21 protein-coding genes are annotated in these 18037 nt (G+C 31.6%); 4 read left to right on the top strand and 17 right to left on the bottom strand.

Annotation, left to right across the window (positions count from 1 at the left end):
• On the bottom strand, positions 1 to 1479 hold a 1479-nt coding region (locus tag BUC09_RS00005), incomplete at its 3' end, for a choice-of-anchor L domain-containing protein (RefSeq protein WP_200778465.1).
• Between the two features lie 101 nt (positions 1480 to 1580).
• On the opposite strand from BUC09_RS00005, the gene BUC09_RS00010 reads away from it, so the two are divergent.
• The 3 genes from BUC09_RS00010 to BUC09_RS00020 all read left to right on the top strand — a co-directional run bounded on the left by BUC09_RS00010 (position 1581) and on the right by BUC09_RS00020 (position 3200).
• Complete coding sequence (locus BUC09_RS00010; protein ID WP_073308980.1) at positions 1581 to 2477, top strand: NifU family protein; 897 nt, start codon at positions 1581 to 1583, stop codon at positions 2475 to 2477.
• Positions 2478 to 2543: 66 nt separating this feature from the next.
• The gene (locus tag BUC09_RS00015) at positions 2544 to 2744 is read left to right on the top strand and encodes a dodecin family protein (protein ID WP_073307459.1); all 201 of its coding nucleotides are present in this window, start codon (positions 2544 to 2546) and stop codon (positions 2742 to 2744) included.
• A gap of 99 nt (positions 2745 to 2843) precedes the next feature.
• Complete coding sequence (locus BUC09_RS00020; RefSeq protein ID WP_073307461.1) at positions 2844 to 3200, top strand: YtxH domain-containing protein; 357 nt, start codon at positions 2844 to 2846, stop codon at positions 3198 to 3200.
• 4 nt (positions 3201 to 3204) lie between these two features.
• On the opposite strand, the gene tsaB is transcribed toward BUC09_RS00020, so the two are convergent.
• The 3 genes from tsaB to BUC09_RS00035 all read right to left on the bottom strand — a co-directional run bounded on the left by tsaB (position 3205) and on the right by BUC09_RS00035 (position 6752).
• Positions 3205 to 3873 (bottom strand): tRNA (adenosine(37)-N6)-threonylcarbamoyltransferase complex dimerization subunit type 1 TsaB, encoded by a 669-nt coding sequence (gene tsaB, locus BUC09_RS00025; protein ID WP_073307463.1) that lies wholly within the window; start codon positions 3871 to 3873, stop codon positions 3205 to 3207.
• Between the two features lie 97 nt (positions 3874 to 3970).
• Positions 3971 to 5308: an efflux RND transporter periplasmic adaptor subunit gene (locus tag BUC09_RS00030; RefSeq protein ID WP_073307465.1), complete on the bottom strand. Its 1338-nt coding sequence runs from the start codon at positions 5306 to 5308 to the stop codon at positions 3971 to 3973.
• Between the two features lie 7 nt (positions 5309 to 5315).
• Positions 5316 to 6752 (bottom strand): TolC family protein, encoded by a 1437-nt coding sequence (locus BUC09_RS00035; RefSeq protein ID WP_073307467.1) that lies wholly within the window; start codon positions 6750 to 6752, stop codon positions 5316 to 5318.
• Positions 6753 to 6988: 236 nt separating this feature from the next.
• Between BUC09_RS00035 and BUC09_RS00040 the strand changes: the two genes are divergently transcribed.
• Positions 6989 to 8299, top strand: a complete 1311-nt coding sequence (locus BUC09_RS00040; RefSeq protein WP_234972507.1) for a DUF4403 family protein — start codon at positions 6989 to 6991, stop codon at positions 8297 to 8299.
• A 4-nt stretch (positions 8300 to 8303) separates the two neighbouring features.
• On the opposite strand, the gene BUC09_RS14995 is transcribed toward BUC09_RS00040, so the two are convergent.
• From BUC09_RS14995 to gcvH, 13 genes are all read right to left on the bottom strand, one after another.
• Positions 8304 to 8456, bottom strand: a complete 153-nt coding sequence (locus BUC09_RS14995) for a hypothetical protein (RefSeq protein ID WP_394332997.1) — start codon at positions 8454 to 8456, stop codon at positions 8304 to 8306.
• Positions 8457 to 8532: 76 nt separating this feature from the next.
• Entirely contained in the window at positions 8533 to 9072 is a 540-nt protein-coding gene (locus BUC09_RS00050; RefSeq protein WP_073307471.1) for a DUF420 domain-containing protein, read from the bottom strand.
• On the bottom strand, positions 9072 to 9755 hold the full coding sequence (locus tag BUC09_RS00055; protein WP_143161832.1) for an SCO family protein: 684 nt from the start codon (positions 9753 to 9755) through the stop codon (positions 9072 to 9074). The genes BUC09_RS00050 and BUC09_RS00055 overlap by 1 nt, the downstream gene beginning before the upstream one ends.
• A 3-nt stretch (positions 9756 to 9758) precedes the next feature.
• Positions 9759 to 10433, bottom strand: a complete 675-nt coding sequence (locus tag BUC09_RS00060) for a hypothetical protein (RefSeq protein ID WP_073307475.1) — start codon at positions 10431 to 10433, stop codon at positions 9759 to 9761.
• A 74-nt stretch (positions 10434 to 10507) separates the two neighbouring features.
• Positions 10508 to 10858, bottom strand: a complete 351-nt coding sequence (locus BUC09_RS00065; RefSeq protein WP_073307477.1) for a cytochrome C oxidase subunit IV family protein — start codon at positions 10856 to 10858, stop codon at positions 10508 to 10510.
• Between the two features lie 19 nt (positions 10859 to 10877).
• Entirely contained in the window at positions 10878 to 11873 is a 996-nt protein-coding gene (locus tag BUC09_RS00070; protein WP_073307479.1) for a cytochrome c oxidase subunit 3, read from the bottom strand.
• A gap of 40 nt (positions 11874 to 11913) precedes the next feature.
• The gene (locus BUC09_RS00075) at positions 11914 to 12498 is read right to left on the bottom strand and encodes a cytochrome c oxidase subunit 3 (RefSeq protein ID WP_073307481.1); all 585 of its coding nucleotides are present in this window, start codon (positions 12496 to 12498) and stop codon (positions 11914 to 11916) included.
• A gap of 6 nt (positions 12499 to 12504) precedes the next feature.
• A complete protein-coding gene (gene cyoE / locus BUC09_RS00080; protein ID WP_073307484.1) occupies positions 12505 to 13407 on the bottom strand; it encodes a heme o synthase in 903 nt (300 codons plus the stop codon).
• Between the two features lie 110 nt (positions 13408 to 13517).
• Complete coding sequence (locus BUC09_RS00085) at positions 13518 to 14249, bottom strand: hypothetical protein (protein WP_073307486.1); 732 nt, start codon at positions 14247 to 14249, stop codon at positions 13518 to 13520.
• Positions 14250 to 14288: 39 nt separating this feature from the next.
• Positions 14289 to 16409: an energy transducer TonB gene (locus BUC09_RS00090; RefSeq protein WP_073307488.1), complete on the bottom strand. Its 2121-nt coding sequence runs from the start codon at positions 16407 to 16409 to the stop codon at positions 14289 to 14291.
• A 5-nt stretch (positions 16410 to 16414) separates the two neighbouring features.
• Positions 16415 to 17158 (bottom strand): deoxyribose-phosphate aldolase, encoded by a 744-nt coding sequence (gene deoC / locus BUC09_RS00095; protein ID WP_073307490.1) that lies wholly within the window; start codon positions 17156 to 17158, stop codon positions 16415 to 16417.
• Positions 17159 to 17244: 86 nt separating this feature from the next.
• Positions 17245 to 17610, bottom strand: a complete 366-nt coding sequence (locus BUC09_RS00100) for a VanZ family protein (protein WP_200778466.1) — start codon at positions 17608 to 17610, stop codon at positions 17245 to 17247.
• The gene (gene gcvH / locus BUC09_RS00105) at positions 17600 to 17980 is read right to left on the bottom strand and encodes a glycine cleavage system protein GcvH (RefSeq protein ID WP_073307492.1); all 381 of its coding nucleotides are present in this window, start codon (positions 17978 to 17980) and stop codon (positions 17600 to 17602) included. The genes BUC09_RS00100 and gcvH overlap by 11 nt, the downstream gene beginning before the upstream one ends.
• Positions 17981 to 18037 lie beyond the last annotated feature (57 nt).

An 18037-nucleotide genomic window follows, 5' to 3' on the forward strand; every position in this document is an offset into this window, starting at 1 on the left:
CCCAGATGTTAATCCCGATAAAGTCACAGCAACTGGCGTAGTAATAGACTCACAATATGATGATGAGGCATAACTAAAACTGCCACTAGGACCAGGGGTAGTATTTAAAAGAAAAGATGTTTCAAAAGTACATCCCGTATTATTTAAATCCTCGATCACAACCCAAATAGACTCTCCTGTACCTGTACTAGAATAAGCAGCTAAATTCCCGTTTGGTATAACAGGACCTGTAGCAGAACCAGAATGATATACGAAACTGAAATCTGAAGGACTTTGACCATCAAGCATATAAGTATTCTGATTTATGTCATATGTATAAGGAGGACCAGTTGCAGTAGTACAAGCAACTAAATCTTGAGGCACTATTAAAGGATTTGTGTAATAAGTAACATCAATATCATCTTGAGCTATCAAACATCCAGTAGAATTATAAACACTTAATTGATAATTACCTGGTTCTGTAACAGTAATGGATGGGGTATTAACTCCAGTCATTACATTAGTATTTTGTGTCCAAACAAAAGTGTTACCAGTTGGGCTTAGTCCAGAATTAATGATAACTGAACCTTCACATCCTAAATAAGAATCAGCTCCAGAGCCGTCAGTAAGCACCATTGGTTCGATTTCGAAATCTTTAAGAAAGACTGCAGAATCGAATGCGTCATCCTCTACGTTAGCAATAGCCAATTTAATGTGATATACCTGTCCACACAAAAGTTCAGCTTGAGCACTCAAGCCTCTTGTAAAACCATCATACTGTACGGTGTAAGCCGGATTCCATGTTGTAGGATTCACACCAATATTAGAATTATTATAATAATAAGCACAATTTGTACAAACACCACTATTATTGAGTCCATTATTAACAGTATTAATAGAAACCGGAATAGCTGTATTAGGAATCAAAGCTATATTTATAGCACTTCCACTGTAAGGACCTGAAATCCCTGGACCACTTAAGAAAAACCCAAAAGTGTCATTAAAACTTGCATTAACATAATCTGGATATTCTTCAGATGCAAAGACATAATCGAATCGCAAACTTGGACCAGTCGCCAAAAAATCGAATTCTAAAACGGCCACATTATCAATCTCTTTAATATTTATAGGTTGTGTCCCTGGAGGATTAATTGACAAATATAAATCAGGATCTCCAACAAAAGGAAAAGCAGGAGGACTACTAGCGCCAGGAACATTATTCGGACCAAGTGCAACTTGTGTTTTACCAGTAGTCATAATCAAACCTCGATCCAAACCTAAATTAGTAGGATTAAAATTAGTAGTAAATTCACCCACCTGATCTCTAACAACATTAGCATTTACTGTTGAACCGTTAAATTTTATATTAAATGGAGTGACTCCATTACCCACCAAAGCGTTTTGCACTAACTGTGCTGGTGTTTGAGTATTGTTTACTGTAAGCTGTGCTTGAGCAAAAAACACAAAAAACAGTAAAAACAATAAGTAAAGTTTCTTCATTTATAGTTGTGTGTTAAAATAAACGTTAAAAAGTTATAATTTGCCAAATTTACACTTTCAAATGGATTTTGTTTGTTAATTTTGCAAAAAAAATCACAGTAATGAAATTAATTACCATAAAAAGCACTCAAAATCCGAATATTTTAAAATTTGAATTTTCTTATTTTATTAGCCCAAATCAAAGTTTTGAGTTTAAAAATATCGACGAGTGTAAAGATTCACCTCTTGCACAACAGCTTTTTTATCTACCATTCGTAAAAACAGTATATATTTCAGGAAACTTCATAGCAATTGAAAAATTTAGCATTGTAGAATGGGATGATGTTAAACTAGAAGTTGCTGAACAAATGGAAGCCTATGTTAACGCTGGTGGAGAAGTAGTAAAGCCAAAGGAAGAAAACAAAAAAGTTGCACTAACTGTTTATGCAGAAAGCACCCCGAACCCTTCAGTGATGAAATTTGTTGCAAGTAGGCTACTTACAAAGAGCATTGTTGAATGTAAAAATATTGATGAAACACAAGCTTCGCCTCTAGCAAAAGAATTATTCAACTTCCCTTTTGTTAAAGAAGTTTTTATTGATGAAAATTACATTTCTGTAACTAAATATTCAGTTAGTGAATGGCAAGATGTTACTAATGAAGTCCGAACTTTTATAAAAGAGTTTATAGAAAGTGGAAAAATTGCTGTTGATGAAACAAAAATTGAAACTTTAGATAAACAAGAAAAACAGCAAATCAAGAATTTTGATAATCTAGATGTTACTTCTCAAAAAATAATTAACATCATAGAAGAATATATAAAACCTGCCGTTGCTGCTGATGGTGGAAATATTTTGTTTGATTCTTTTTCTGAAAACGATAAAACAGTAAAAGTAATTTTACAAGGAGCCTGCAGCGGATGTCCCTCGTCAACATTCACTCTTAAAAACGGTATTGAAAACATGTTAAAAGAAATGCTTCATGATCAAGAGCTTAAAGTGGAAGCATTAAACGGTTAAGATTTCTGTTATTAATTTTTAAATTCATAACTTTAATACTAATTAACAACTAAAAATATCTATGTTATGTCAGTATTAAAAGTAATTGAAGTTCTGTCAAGTTCAACAACAAGCTGGGAAGATGCTACAGCAAAAGCGGTGGAAAAAGCATCAAAATCAGTTAAGAACATTCGTTCTGTGTATGTACAAGATCAAAGTGCCACAGTAAAAGACGGTAAAGTGACTGAGTATCGAGTTAATTTAAAATTAACTTTCGAAATAGAATAAAAAATTAAAAAATTAAGCACTTCCAACGAAGTGCTTTTTTATTCTATTTTAATAAAAAAATTCGTAATATTACTGTAATTAACTTAAAATCAAAACAAAATGGGAATTGGAAGTTTTTTTAAGAATCTATTTGGTTCAAAAGAAAAAGTAGAGGAAATCACTGAAAAAGTAAGTGATTTTGCTGATGACGCTATTGCTAAAGCAAAAGAAAGTGCAGCGCCACTTGTTGACAAAGTTGAAGATTTTGCTGAAAAAGCAGGTGAAAAAGTTAAAGAATTTGTACCGCAAGCAGCAGAAACAATCGATAATATTGTAGAAACAGTAAAAGAAAAAGCTGACGCCGTTATAGATAAAGTTGAAGAATTAGCTCATGGAGCTGTAGATACAGCTGAAGAGAAAGCCAATAATTTTGTTGATGAAAAATTAAACGATACTCCTTCAGAAGAAACTAAATAGTAATTTATTTAGAAGATGTAGTTATCATAAAATCTTTTAAATAAAAAGGCTCAAAGTAAGCGACATTAACTGTGTCGCTTTTTTTATATTTTTCAAATGCTAAATTTCCCATTTGCTTTGAAGAAGGGAAAACATACTCATCATGATAAATAAACTTGTCTCCTTTTAAAACCTCTTTACATTTTGATGCTCCATCACCTAAAAAATGTATTTTATTTTCAATTTCAGAAAAAGACTCTTCATTAATTATTTCAGATTTGACTTCTCTAATTAAATTAAAATCAGAGCTGAAAATTGCTGTGTAACATTCCATCCTTCTAGCATCTATCATTGGAACAACCACATCATCATTTACAGAAAGTTCACGAGCTAAAATTTCTAAAGTATCTAAAGCAATTAAAGGAATGCTTAAAGCGTAACAAATTCCTTTGGCGGCAGAAACGCCAATTCTCAATCCTGTATAAGATCCAGGACCTTGACTTACAGCAACTGCATTTAACTTAGAAAATTCAATTTCAGATTCTTTCAAAACCTCTTCAATAAAAACGTGCAGCTTCTCTGCATGAGAATAACCATCTTCAAAAGCCTCTCTGGTACTAATTGTTTCTCCATTTAATGATAATGATACTGAACAATTTTTTGTTGATGTTTCTATAGAAAGAATATAAGTCATAGCTATTTATTATAAGCACAAAGGTATTAAAAAACAAAAAGCTCCAAAACTTTAAAAGTTAAAGAGCTTTTATAAATAATCAATTAAAATTTAATTTTTAGCTAGTTTTATTTTCTTTTAGTTTTTTATTTTCAGCTTCCTTCTCTTCCTTAGTCTTTACATATACTTGATCTCCTGGATTAAGTTCTTTAGTAACAACCGTATAAGGTCCTGAAACAATAGTTTCACCTTTTTTCAAACCACTAAGTACTTCGATAAAAGTATCATCTTGAATACCAGTTGTTATAATTCTTAATTTGACTTTATCACCATTTTTTACAAAAACACATTCGTAGCGCTTTTCACTTTTTACTGTTGGTTTACCATCAGAGTTTTCTGCTTCAGAATTTTCATCAACAAAAGTATTTCTGGCTGCTGTTGTATCAGTTCTCATTACTACAGCACTAATAGGCACTGCTACAATATTTTCTTTTCTTTCTGTGATGATATCAACTGTAGCTGTCATTCCTGGTCTAAACGGTGAAAAATTTGATGGTTTCCCTTTAACCAAATCTGCATAAGACTCTTTTAAAATTCTAACTTTTACTTTAAAATTAGTTACTTGATCAGCAGAAAGTGCAGTACTTGCAGAATTTGAGATACTTGTTACTACACCTTTAAATTCTTTTTTTAGATACGCATCTACTTCAACTTTTGCAGAATCTCCAATCTCAATTTTTACAATATCATTTTCATTTACATCAACTTCAACCTCCATATTGTTTAGATTGGCTACACGCATCATTTCTGTACCTGCCATTTGTTGTGTTCCTAAAACTCGTTCACCTAACTCAACATCGAGTTTCGAAATAGTCCCGTCTACTGGTGCATAAATAGCGGTTTTCCCTAAGTTTTCTTTTGATTCACTTACAGTTGCTGCTGCGCTCTCAACATTATAATATGCTGCTTGTTTGGCTGCTTGAGCTCCTTCAAAAGTAGCTACTGTTTTTTCCCATTCTGAACGTGAAATAACACCTTTATCAAAAAGTTTCTTATTACGATCGTAATTTGATTTTGCTTCTTTAAACTGAGCATCTGCTTGGCTTAAACCTGCTTTAGTATTAGACAATCCAGATTTTGATCTATTTAATCCTGAAACATATAATTCTGGATTAACTCTAACCAACAAATCTCCTTTTTTAACTATTTGCCCTTCTTTAACTGGCAAAGCAATAATTTCACCCGAAACTTCTGAAGATATTTTAACTTCTACTTCAGGTTGAATTTTTCCTGTAGCCGAAACAGTTTCAACAACAGTTCGTTGTTCAACATTAGTAATTTCAACCTCAGTACCCTTCTTTTTGTTACCAATTACTCCACTTTTGCTTAAACCTAGTAAAGCAACTATGAACAAAACAGTTCCTCCAAGTAGTATATATTTAGTCTTTTTTGTCATGATAGTATTATTTTGAAAAAATCGGAATACCGAAATAAAATTCTAAAATTTTGGTTCTAAAAATATAGTCGTATTTTGTTCTTAATACTTCCGATTGAGCATTAATAAACATATTTTGTGCTTGATTGTAGTCAAAAACATTCATAAGTCCTACTTCATATCTTTCCTTTGCATATTCAAGAGCGCTTTGTCTAGCTTCAAAAGTTACTAAAGCTGCTTCGTATGATTTTTGTGCACCTTTTGTATCTGTATAAGCTGTGTAAACTGTTCTTTCTAAATCAATTTCTGATTGTTGCAATGCAATTTTTGAACGCTCTAAAGCAATCTTTGATCTTGAAACATTATTTCTAGCTGCAAAACCATTAAAAATTGGCACCTGAAGTGACAATCCAAAGTTTTGACCTTTATTATCACTAAACTGATTAAAAATAGCGTCAGGCTTTCCTAGAATCGGGGAAAAATTTGGTTGAACTACTTGCTGACCTGTCCCATCAACATATCCAATCACTGAAGTTGGATTAGAAGCATTTGGAACAATACCCACTACTCTATCTGAATAAGCAGCTCTTGTATTAAAACTGTAAAAACCTGTTAAGGTTGGCTGATATACACCGCGAGCAATCTTAACATCTTTTTCAGCAATTGAAACATTAGTTTGAGCAATTTTAAGTTCTGTTCTTAACTCTTTAGCTTTATCCACTATTGCTTTTGGATCCTGAAGCAGGATTGAACTCTCTGGAACAACTGTATCTCCATCTACAATATCAAACTCTTTAAAATCTTTTAATTGTAATAGCTGAGCCAAGCTTAGTTTTGAAATTAGCAATGCATTTTCGGCAGCAATCAATCTTTGATTATCCAAAGCTACAGTTGCCTTAATGTCTAGTATATCTCCTTTAGGTATTACACCAGCTTCTAACAATTCATTAGATCTCTCTAACTGTTTAGTGTCATAGGCCAATTGCTCTTGTTGCACTTTTAAAGTTTCCTTGTTGAAAACAATCTGCAAATAAGCATTTACCACATTTAACGAAACATCTTCTTGCATTTTAGTTAACTGATACTGCGAAGAAATAATAGAAAGATTTGCTTTTCTAAGTTGATTTTGATTTTGCAAACCTTTATAAATGTCAACATTAACATTTAATCCCGCCGAAGTAAACTGAGTTGTTTGATTTTCTAACAAACCAGTTGTTATATTTTGGTTCAAACCAATATTCCATGAGTGTGAGGCTTGACCGTTTACTGTAGGTAAAAAATTACCTATCGCATCACTCTTACTTATTCTAGACGTTTGATTATCTAAAGAGATTTGCTTAATGGAAATATTGTTTTTAATGGCGTAATCTACACATTCTTCTAATGTCCATTTTTTTTGTTGTCCAAAAGACTGAAACGACATGAAAAGAATTACAAGTAAACCGCTAATTTTTAAGTTCTTCATTTGTATTTGAAAGTATATCTCAAAACCTAATTGTTTTTACCAATTAAATCTTACATAATTTTCTCAATAAGACATCGATTTCTCTTTTTTGTTACATTTCACAAACAATATTTTTTAGAAAATAATTTACATTTGCTCATCAAGATATTGTTATGAAAAGATTTTTGTTTGCTATGGCCTTCAGTTTCATAGGATTTTTATTTAATAGCTGTTCAAGTTCTCAAAAAATTGAATTGATGAAACCCGAACCAGATGAGGCATTACCCATAAAATACCCCATTACATCCTCATATATTAGTTTTCCTGTAAACTTATCTCTTAAAGACATTGAAACTCAAACTAACAAGTCATTAAATGGATTAATTTATGAGGATTCGAATTTAGAAGACGATAAAACTCAAATGAAAATTTGGAAAAGTGCTCCTATTGTAATTTCAGAAGAAAACAATAAGCTTAAAACTATAGTTCCTTTAAAAATATGGGCCAAAGTAAAATATGGAACAGATGCGCTAGGCATGAATTTATTCGATATTAGAGAATTCAATTTGAATGGAACTGTCACTCTTTTGAGTGATGTAAAAATGAGTAATTGGAAAGTTTCTACAACTACTTCTCTAGAAAATATCGATTGGCAAGAAAGCCCAACAGTAACTATAGCAGGAAAACAAGTTTATATAACGTATTTAGTAAATCCTACAATTAAAATATTCAAATCTAAAATTGAGAGAAAAATAGACGAATCGCTCAATAAAACATTAGATTTCAAATCGAACATGCTTGACTTAATGCAAAAAGTAAGCGATCCAATCGAAATGAGCCAAACCTATCAATCTTGGTTAAAAGTTACACCACAAGAACTATACACTACAGAGGCGCAACTTAAATCAAATTCGGTTAACTTGACTGTTGGATTAAAATGTTTGATGGAATCAAGTATTGGCTTAAAGCCAAAATCAAACTTTGACAGAAACAAAATTGTTCTAAAAACCACATCCAACTTACCTGAAAGAGTTGTTGCCAATATTACTGCTGTATCTACCTACCAAGATGCATCTAGAATTATGACACAAAATTTCAAAGGGCAAGTATTTGGCTCAGGCAAAAGAAAAGTAGTGGTTCAAAATGTGCAAATTTGGCACAAACAAGGAAAAATGATTATAGCATTGGATATGACCGGTAGCCTTAACGGAAGAATTTATCTTTCTGGATTTCCGCAATTTGATGCAGATAAAAAAGAATTGTATTTTGATGAATTAGACTATGCTTTAGAAACTAAAAGTCGCTTAATGAAAACAGCCAATTGGCTTTTTCAAGGCATGGTTTTGACTAAAATCAAAGAAAGTTGCCGCTATTCAATACAACCCAATTTAGAAGAAGGAAAGAAAACAATGCTTCAATATTTAAACAATTATTCTCCTGTAACAGGCGTTTTTGTGAATGGAAAAATGAATGATATCACTTTTGAAAAAGTGCAACTTACCAATTCATCAATAATTGCATTTCTAAATATTACTGGAAACGTAAAAGTAACAGTTAATGGACTATAATTCCTTAACTACTTTTTTTCTTTTGATACATTCTATAAACAGCAAACCCAATAAGACCAACCAAGATATAAGGAATTACCATTAAATACACTATACCATCATTGACTGCCTCCGCTTGAGAAACATCACCAGTACTTTCTAAAGAAGCACGACACATTGCACACTGAGCATTTGAAACAATTGGCAGTAAGCAAAAAGTGATAAGTAAAAGAAGAATTTTTTTTAACTTCTGACTAATTAACATAATACGGAGAAATCATTAAATACACCACTACTCCAGTAACAGCAACATACAACCAAATAGGAAATGTGATTTTTGCAATTTTCTTGTGTCTATCAAAACGCTCTGCCAAAGCCCTAACATAAGTAATTAAAACTAATGGTATAATCGCTATTGAAAGGGTAATGTGAGTAATCAAAATAAAGAAATAAATTGCTCTCATAGCACCTTCTCCTCCGTAGGGAGTTGCGTCTGCTGTCATGTGATACGCAACATACATTCCTAAAAATGCAACAGACAAACCAATTGCCGTCTTCATTAAATTCTCATGAAGCTTTCTTTTTCCATTTTTAATAGAAATAACCGCCCAAACTAGAATAACTGCTGTAATACCGTTTATAGTCGCATAAATAGGAGGAAGAAAAGAAAGAGGCTCAACATCAAAACCAAAATCTTTCAATTTCACTTTAAACAAAAGTGCCACTACTAAAGGAATAGCAACTGATAAAATTGTAATCCAAACGTTATACTTTTTTTCTGTATTGTTTTCCATTATTCTGCTAATAATTTTGTTATGTCTTGTTTTAACTGTTTCACTCCTTCTTCTTTTAACCCATCATAATAAATTATTGGATTTCCAAAATCGTCTTTACGGCTTCTAATGTTACCCTCTTTATCTATTAATGCAAATAAACCAGAATGCTCAAAACCCCCATTTACGTTTTTATTCTCACCTGCATATAAATTGAATCCTTTATTGGCAATATCAAAAATTGTAGCTTTATCACCTGTTAAAAAATTCCAATTTATTCCTTTTGCCTGAATATCCTCTGCATGCTTTTTTAATACTTCAGGAGTGTCATTTTCCGGATTGATTGTTATTGAAGCTATACCAAAATTAGTATTAGATGCAAAACTCTCTTGAATAAACTTCATATTTCTATTCATAATAGGGCATATTGTAGGACAAGTTGAAAAGAAAAACTCAACTACATATACTTTCCCCTTATAGGTATCATTTGTGATCGTTTTATTTTCTTGATTAGTTAGAGAAAACTTAGGCACTGGTCCAATAGTCATCAAATCTGATTTAGCTGTACTAACATCACCAATAGAATTTAGACGGTCTCCTTTAACAACATCATTGTTCTTTATACGTTCAACTATTTTAGGGATAAAAAAGATTCCAAAAACTAAAATGACAAAAGCCATTCCTATGTAAGACTTATTTTTCATTATTTATTTTTTTTCGTGTAAACGGAAATTCTTCTTGCTGTTATTTCTTTTAAGAGCTAATCTATATTCGCGAAGCATTATTTTAACATCGTCAGACATATCATTATGCAAATCCGCAGCCGAAATTGTATTGTAACTCTCTTTGTACTCTTCTATTCCTTCTTTGTTTTTACCTTTTCGTCCTCTATGATTCCTATCCTTATCTAGAATTATCACTTCAGAAGTACTTTTGTCAGCGTCAAGCTTTCCAACCAAATGAAAACTATCATAATACGATTGAATCTCATCGGGTTTTGCAAAAACAAATTTCCAAGCACTCATATTTTCTGTAAATCCAGACAACTTTTCGATCAATTCTTTAACCTGATCCTGAGATCCATCTTTGGCAATCATTACAACCTGAAAATCTTTAAACCCAACATACTTGTCATATATTTTTTGATTAAGATTAAAGATATTTCCTTGATTTCTTTTTATGTCACTTCCAATAAACCCTAAGACCGTAATTTTATCTTTTAAAGAAACCCTTTTCCCATCTAAAGAAGACCACTCAGGAAGCTCTTTATTATTTTTAGAAATTGTCGGTAAAAAAAGTTGATTGTGTGTTGCTGATGCAAATATTAAATAAATAACTATTGGCAACGCCAACAAAGTAAGGAGTATTATTTTTTTCTTCATTAGAAAAGAAATTTAGTGGGTACAAAAATAAAAAAATCCCGACGAATCGGGATTTAATTTTCAATAATATGTTGTTAAAAATTCCACTTAATAGTAGAAGTTTTAAATACGTCATAAATATAATCTGCTTCAACAAGTAAAATGAAAACCAAATAGATAATCAAAAATACTAGCGGCCCTACAATTGACCAACGAAGCGATGCAGTTTCACCCTCTAAGTGCATGAATGCCCACATAATTCCGTAAGCCTTAGCAATTGTTAAAATGATGAAAATCCAGTTTAACAAGTTCATCCCTAACACGTTTGTAAAATGCAATGAATGTGGTTTATAAATACCTAATGCAACTTCAACTATAGTAATTAAAGATAAAATTCCGAAAACTTTCCAGATTCTACCAACGTTTGATTCGTGTGCGTGTCCCATAATAATTTAATCTTTTTAATTACACTAAATAGAAGAATGTAAATACGAATACCCAAACTAAATCTACAAAGTGCCAGTATAATCCAACTTTTTCTACCATTTCATAGCTTCCTCTTCTTTCGTAAGTACCTAATAAAACATTTAAGAAAATGATAATATTAATAACTACTCCTGAGAATACGTGGAAACCGTGGAAACCTGTAATAAAGAAGAAGAAATCTGCAAACAATCTGTTTCCGTACTCATTACGTTTTAAATTAGCTCCCTCTACTACATATTTAGCATTTTCTACTAATTTCAAAGACTCTTCACGAGATAAAACGATTTTATGTTTTGTAGCAGCGTCAATCTTTTCAGAACGCACTAAAATTTCTTCATTAGCTTTGAAACCTTCAACAACTTGATTCACAGAAACAGAAGGTAAAGCTGACTCATCAAAAAACCAAACTCCATTACTTCTCTTGTGTTGAATTCTCTCTTCTGGAGTATTTGAAGCAAATTCAGAAAGTGAAACTCTAGCATAACCAGAAGGTTGAGTTTTATCAACTTTCACAAACTGTAATAACGACCCTCCTTTTGTTTCGATAGCCCCATGCTCACCGTTAATGAAGTTTTTCCACTCCCAAGCCTGAGAACCAACGAAAATTAAACCACCAATAATGGTTAAGAACATATATAAAACTACTTTATTCTTTTTCATTTGGTGTCCTGCATCTACAGCTAATACCATAGTTACAGATGAGAAAATTAGAATAAAAGTCATTAACGCCACATAATACATTGGCGCCGGCACTCCGTGCATGAATGGGAAGTGAGTAAACACTTCATCAGCCAAAGGCCATGTTTCAATAAATTTAAATCTTGAAAAACCATAAGCAGCAAGGAATCCAGAGAATGTTAAAGCATCGGAAACGATGAAAAACCACATCATCATTTTACCATAGCTTGCATTCATCGGCTCATTTCCGCCGCCCCAAGTTTTACCTTCAGCACTTGTAGTAACTGTCGTTGCCATAGAATTATAATTAAAAAGTTGTCAAATGTACGTTTTTTTCTTATTTCACGAAATACAAAAACAAAAACAAATATACCCAAAGAAAGTCTAAAAAATGCCAAAACATTGCACCTAGCTCAATTCCAGTGGTTTGAGTTGAGTTGTATTTTTGTTTAAAATGATTATAAATTACTATTAGTAAAGAAATTATTCCTCCAAACAAGTGTGCCATGTGTAAATAAACCAAAACATACAGAAAAGCAACATTGATTGACCCCACACCTCCAACTGGAAATAAATTCTTTTTAAAAAGATAATCAAACCCTTCAAATTGACAAATAACAAAACCAATACCCAAAATTAAAGTAGTGAGTAAAAAAAAAGTAGTTCTTTTTCGATTATCTTTTTGAATTGACTTTTTTGCCAAATGAAATGTTATACTACCTAAAACAATCATTACTGTACTAATAGTAAAAACAGGTGGAATCACCATATTATGCACCCAATCTTTTCTTGAAGCACTCACCAAGTACGCACTTGTTAAACCCGCAAACATCATAAACATACTTAGCATCCCAAAAAGCAAAATTAACTTGTATGATCTTGCTGTCTTTTGTTTATGCTCTTGCATTGTCATCGCCTCCATATCTTTTTATCTTAAAAATTTATCTGTTATATACACTATTTGCAAAAGTGAAATATACGAAACACTAACCAACATTAATGTTTTAGCCGTTTTATCATCTCGCTTTTGATACAACATTACTGCCGCTCTTAACATCCATAATCCTAGTAAAACAACAATAATTGTAGCCACTGTCGACAGATACAATTGACCAGTATAACCAAAAGTAGGTAAAATTGAAGCCACGACTAACCAAACTGTATACAAAATAGTTTGCATTGCAGTTGATTTGTCTTTATGCCCTGTTGGAAGCATATAAAAACCTCCTTTTTTATAATCTTCGTATAAAAACCAACCAATAGCCCAAAAATGTGGAAATTGCCAAAAAAACTGAATTAAAAAAAGTGTCCCTGCTTCAATTCCAAATTCTCCAGTTGCAGCAACCCAACCTAACATAAAAGGAATAGCCCCAGGAAAAGCCCCAACAAAAACAGAAAGTGGTGTTATTGTTTTAAGTGGTGTGTATACGCAAGTATATAAGAAAATTGAAATTGCGCCAAACATGGCTGTTTTTTCGTTAATATTATAAAGGATAGTTAATCCTATTATAGTTAAAAGAGAAGCGATAACAAACGCAGCTTTAACAGACATTCTTCCAGAAGGAATAGGACGATTTTTCGTTCTATCCATTAAAGCATCAAGATCTTTTTCTATGATTTGATTGTATGCATTTGAAGCCCCAACCATGCAGTATCCACCAATAGCCAGCATTAACAAGACATATATATTATCTGTAGAAAATCCATCAACACCCAACAAGTATCCAGCGAGTGATGAAAAAACTACACTAATCGCAAGACCAGCTTTAGTTATCTCTTTAAAGTCTATTAGAACAGATTGTATTGAAAATGACGTATTTGAATTGCTCAAGACAGCATACTTTTAAAACTGGTGCAAAGATAGGGATAAGCCATGTGAAAAATCAAATCAAATCAGGATAATTTACACTTTTAACAAAAGAAAACAAAAAGAACAAAAATTTATTTTAAGGAATTAAACTCTTCAATGCCTTTATGATTTTCCACAACATCAAGAACTGGTCTACCAACAGCCACCCCCATTTTTATGGCACATCTTACAAAATATTCTTTTCCCTTTTCTACATTAATCTTTATCTCTTCTTTTGTTTCTAAACGAGCATAAAAAGTTTGATCTCCAAACTTTTTCGTTTTATATACGAATTTTCTTCCATTCTCTAATTTCCCAACAACTGAATCGTTATTATCCTTAATACTGTAGTAAAGTAATGCTCCTGAACCCAAAACAGGTCTATAGAAATGAATTAATGCATAGTCCGCATCTGCAGGAAGTCTTGATTTGTTTTTTTCTTGTCTTTTATTAATTAAGGTCAAAAGCTGATCATCATTTAAGTTTCTATACATTTTTGCTTTTAACCGATAACAAGTACTACCTAGAGCCGTAGGCTTTTTCAACTTTATCACTTTTACCAAATTAGCGCCAGCTTTCTGAGCTTCATTTTTAGCATCCGAAATTACTTTATTGTAATCACAATCTGTAGTAAATCCGGAATCTCCTATTTTAACATCTCCCACAAACTCAGAATTAATAGGTAATTCTTCATTTTCTTCTAAAACAACTATTTTAGAAACATCATTTAATTTTTCAAAACTTTTGTTCACCAATTTTGTAGAAATACTTGTACTACAACTTAAAAACAAATAAAGACTTAAAAAGGCTAATGCTTTTTTCATAACGAAAATAAAAAATGTTAAACTTATTATTTAATACAATTAATAATCAAAGTACCAATTAAACAAATCAGATCGTAAACCTACAGAGAACCAAGTTGTATTTTCTTTAAAAACATTTTGAGTATCAACTTGAGGAGTAAATTTTCGATATATGAAATTTCCAAACAACTTCATATTTGTTGACGGATTCAATAAGTATCCTGCTTGAAAATCAGCAATTACGATATTAGCTTTATTTCCCTGACCAATAGTCACCCCTTTATCGTATGGACGATTATCTTCGTAACTCAAATAAATATTAGACCCATAATTTGCTTCAACATCATTAGGGTCTGGAGTGTCAATATCAAATCCTCTTACTCCTGCACTAACTTTTAACTCACCAAATAATCTTTTTTTATTGTATCGTGCAATGGCTGTAATTTCTCTAAAGTTTGAACCCCAAATATGACCCATACTTTGATTATTATGCCCATAATTTGTTAAAGGATTACTATGAGCGTAAACATAAGGTCTTACATGATTGTATTCAGCTTGTAAATAAAGTCTTTTTACACCAAAAGCATTATAATATTTAGCCCCTAATTGATAACCAAATTTATTACGCCAACTTCTTTCTCCTGCCTTCATATCTCCAACTGCAAACTCATCTAACAAAAATTGGCCATAAAAATTAATAAAATTGTTCCATTTATATTTTGAAGTAACACCCAAAACAGCATTTCCACTTCTTGATGACGAAGCAAACTCTACAGAACGATAAAAAATAATTGGATTAACAAAATTCACATCAAATCCTCTCTCGTTTTGATTAGACCAAACAACTGATTCAAAAAAACCTATATTCAACCTTTTAGAAACATTCCAACTCAAATAATGGTTAGCCATGTACTTCGTTGCATAAGTTCTATCTGCAGTTACATCAGACCTAACATCTTTTAACCACATATAAGTATTAGTGTACTTAATTTTCCAAAAAGTAGTATTTATTTTAAAAAACGGATACGGACTTGCACCATCACCTTCCAGCAATGAACGATATCCATCACCAATAAAATTTCTACTATAACCTAACTGAAAATCAAAAAACCTACTAGGTTTAAAAGTAATATTGGCATCAGCCGAAGGGAAATCAAATTTAGTCTCTTTAAATTCTTTTGCTGGACCTATGCCTGGAACAATAGCTGGATTACCTCCTGATGGTTTTATTGAAACAGCATATCTATTATAGTAATCAGCAAACACTCCTTGACTCTCATAGATTGTTGTAGTAAAATTTAGCTGACTTCCTAAACCTCCTTGAATATTAATTGCTCTCGTATTCACAAAAGTATAATCTTCTTTAGTAGGATTGCTTTTTCCTAAACGAAGATCAAAAACCGGATTAATTGTGAACCAATAATCTTCACCTTGAATAGCAACCATGTTTTCATCAAAAAGTTTTCTTCCAACCCAACTTTGCTTATTTAATTTTATTTGATTGTAAGCTTCATTAAAATCATAGTACTTTGCCACCTCATTATAAGTATAAGGCTTAGAACCAGTGTGATTATTTGTCCCAATTTGATTGATTTGTTGATCAAATTGAGAGTAATAATTATGTGAAAACGGAATATTTAGATTACTAGAAAAATTAGGATTTTTAAATTCTTTATAATTTATTGATACTTGATCGTATTCAGGATGAACTTTATTTGCTAGAAACTTAGGATCGTTTTCCTTTCTTTCTATCTCCATTCTTTTTTCTTCATCAATATCAGCAGTGCTCTTTAAAGGTATTGCAATATTTATAGTATATTTTGCATAAGTTGGCACTCCGTTATATGTTGCTGGCTTTATTTTTGGCATTGCCAAAAACACTCTTTTTGTTTCTGTTATTAATTCAGGATAAAGTGCATCTACATATAAAACCTTAAAAACACCAGCAGTATCTACTTCAAAAAGAGTAATTACTCTCCCCTTGAAATTATTTTGTTTTGCTACTTCTGGAACTTGAAAATTTTGAAAAACAAAATCTTGTATTTGATTATAAAAACAAGTTTCCAAATCTTTATCGAAAGTACTTTCACAAGCAGAAAAAACAGGAAACTTTTCCTGATTACTTACTTGAGAAAAAGCTATTTGGCCAACAAAAAATATAAGAAGAAAGATTTTTTTCATGTAGTCTAATAATTATCATTTGAAATTTCTCCTTGAGAAATTGCTTTTGCAGACGAAGTACCTATTCGCTTCACCCCTAATTTTATCATCTCGATAGCCTCTTCAATAGTACGCACTCCTCCAGCAGCTTTAACAGGCAAAGGACATGAATTTTCAAGCATCATTTTTATTGTATGTACAGTAGCTCCATTTGGCAATCCGTTTTCTGTTTTGAAAAATCCAGTTGAAGACTTCACAAACACATTTTGATAATCATTTTCCTTAAAGTTACTAATTATAGTATTTTTAATCAAAGCGGAAATTTGTATTATTTGTTGATCAGTAAGCGCTGCTACTTCAATAATAAACTTAACCACTTTTTTATTAGATAGTCCAAGTTTTGTACATTCAATAATTTCGTTTTTAACCAAATTTATTTCTCCTTTTTGAAAAGCTCTATAGTTTATCACATAATCTAACTCATCAACTCCATTATTAATTGCAGATTGAGCTTCTTGGATCTTAACATCAAATTCTGAAGTTCCATCTGGAAAATCGATTACAGTTCCAACCAAAACATCTGATTTAGCTTTTGTAATCATCTGATGAGCTAGTAAAACTTTATCAGGACGAATCATTATAAGCTTAAATCCTTCTTCAATTGCTTCTTGAATAAACCCTTCTACAACCTTGGTATTATCTTTTTCAGACAAACCCGCTTGCTCTGCAGTTTTTAAGTAAGTAGAATCTAAATATTGCTTAATATTCATAACATAATTATAAGGTTATAAAAATAGAAAAATCCCACCGAAGTGGGATGTTTTTTTAATTTTATTTGAAAGCGATTTGATTTAGTCTAGCTCTTATAAACAATTTTATAGGAAACAATTGCCCCCATTAAAGCTCCAAAGCTATTTGCAACTGCATCCCACACATCTGGCTGTCTAGTTGTGGTTAATAAACCTTGTAATATCTCAATCAAAACACCTAAAAAAATAGCTATTAAAACCAAAACAAATAAGTTTCTAAATATTCCATTTTTTTGAAAAAGGAGAAATCTAAACCATAAGAAAACAAAACCAAAATAGAATGTAAAATGCACAATTTTATCTGCATTTTCGAAATACAATTTTGGTTCAGAACTTGGTGTTTTAAAGCTAAGAAAAACAATTATAGTTGTCCAAAAGACCGCAACCCAAAACGTATATTTATTAGGCGCCAATAAGTGCTTTATAGTCCTCACTTGAAAGCAAAGAATCTATTTCTGAAGCATCAGAAATTTTTACTTTAATCATCCATGCAGCTCCATATGGATCAGAATTAACCACTTCTGGATTTGATTCTAATTCATCATTAAATTCAACTATTTCTCCCGAAAGAGGTAAAAATAAATCTGAAACTGTTTTTACTGCCTCAACAGTACCAAAAACTTCATCTTTACTTAATGTTTGATCTAAAGTATCCACTTCAACATATACAATATCACCCAATTCTTTTTGAGCAAAATCTGTAATTCCTACTGTAGCAATATCTCCTTCAATGCTAACCCATTCGTGATCTTTAGTGTACTTTAAATTAGTTGGTATGTTCATTTTATTAGTATTTTAATTTCAAACAAAAGTAAAATTATTACAACAATAATTAATTCT

It is taken from the genome of Flavobacterium terrae, assembly GCF_900142035.1.
In the GTDB taxonomy this organism is placed as follows: domain Bacteria; phylum Bacteroidota; class Bacteroidia; order Flavobacteriales; family Flavobacteriaceae; genus Flavobacterium; species Flavobacterium terrae.

What these genes read in the sequence shown, in the direction of transcription:
- BUC09_RS00010 (WP_073308980.1), top strand. Translation starts at nt 1,581, where the DNA reads ATGAAATTAATTACCATAAAAAGCACTCAAAATCCGAATATTTTAAAA.
- BUC09_RS00015 (WP_073307459.1), top strand. Translation starts at nt 2,544, where the DNA reads ATGTCAGTATTAAAAGTAATTGAAGTTCTGTCAAGTTCAACAACAAGC.
- BUC09_RS00020 (WP_073307461.1), top strand. Translation starts at nt 2,844, where the DNA reads ATGGGAATTGGAAGTTTTTTTAAGAATCTATTTGGTTCAAAAGAAAAA.
- tsaB (WP_073307463.1), bottom strand. Translation starts at nt 3,873, where the DNA reads ATGACTTATATTCTTTCTATAGAAACATCAACAAAAAATTGTTCAGTA.
- BUC09_RS00030 (WP_073307465.1), bottom strand. Translation starts at nt 5,308, where the DNA reads ATGACAAAAAAGACTAAATATATACTACTTGGAGGAACTGTTTTGTTC.
- BUC09_RS00035 (WP_073307467.1), bottom strand. Translation starts at nt 6,752, where the DNA reads ATGAAGAACTTAAAAATTAGCGGTTTACTTGTAATTCTTTTCATGTCG.
- BUC09_RS00040 (WP_234972507.1), top strand. Translation starts at nt 6,989, where the DNA reads ATGAAACCCGAACCAGATGAGGCATTACCCATAAAATACCCCATTACA.
- BUC09_RS14995 (WP_394332997.1), bottom strand. Translation starts at nt 8,456, where the DNA reads ATGTGTCGTGCTTCTTTAGAAAGTACTGGTGATGTTTCTCAAGCGGAG.
- BUC09_RS00050 (WP_073307471.1), bottom strand. Translation starts at nt 9,072, where the DNA reads ATGGAAAACAATACAGAAAAAAAGTATAACGTTTGGATTACAATTTTA.
- BUC09_RS00055 (WP_143161832.1), bottom strand. Translation starts at nt 9,755, where the DNA reads ATGAAAAATAAGTCTTACATAGGAATGGCTTTTGTCATTTTAGTTTTT.
- BUC09_RS00060 (WP_073307475.1), bottom strand. Translation starts at nt 10,433, where the DNA reads ATGAAGAAAAAAATAATACTCCTTACTTTGTTGGCGTTGCCAATAGTT.
- BUC09_RS00065 (WP_073307477.1), bottom strand. Translation starts at nt 10,858, where the DNA reads ATGGGACACGCACACGAATCAAACGTTGGTAGAATCTGGAAAGTTTTC.
- BUC09_RS00070 (WP_073307479.1), bottom strand. Translation starts at nt 11,873, where the DNA reads ATGGCAACGACAGTTACTACAAGTGCTGAAGGTAAAACTTGGGGCGGC.
- BUC09_RS00075 (WP_073307481.1), bottom strand. Translation starts at nt 12,498, where the DNA reads ATGGAGGCGATGACAATGCAAGAGCATAAACAAAAGACAGCAAGATCA.
- BUC09_RS00085 (WP_073307486.1), bottom strand. Translation starts at nt 14,249, where the DNA reads ATGAAAAAAGCATTAGCCTTTTTAAGTCTTTATTTGTTTTTAAGTTGT.
- BUC09_RS00090 (WP_073307488.1), bottom strand. Translation starts at nt 16,409, where the DNA reads ATGAAAAAAATCTTTCTTCTTATATTTTTTGTTGGCCAAATAGCTTTT.
- deoC (WP_073307490.1), bottom strand. Translation starts at nt 17,158, where the DNA reads ATGAATATTAAGCAATATTTAGATTCTACTTACTTAAAAACTGCAGAG.
- gcvH (WP_073307492.1), bottom strand. Translation starts at nt 17,980, where the DNA reads ATGAACATACCAACTAATTTAAAGTACACTAAAGATCACGAATGGGTT.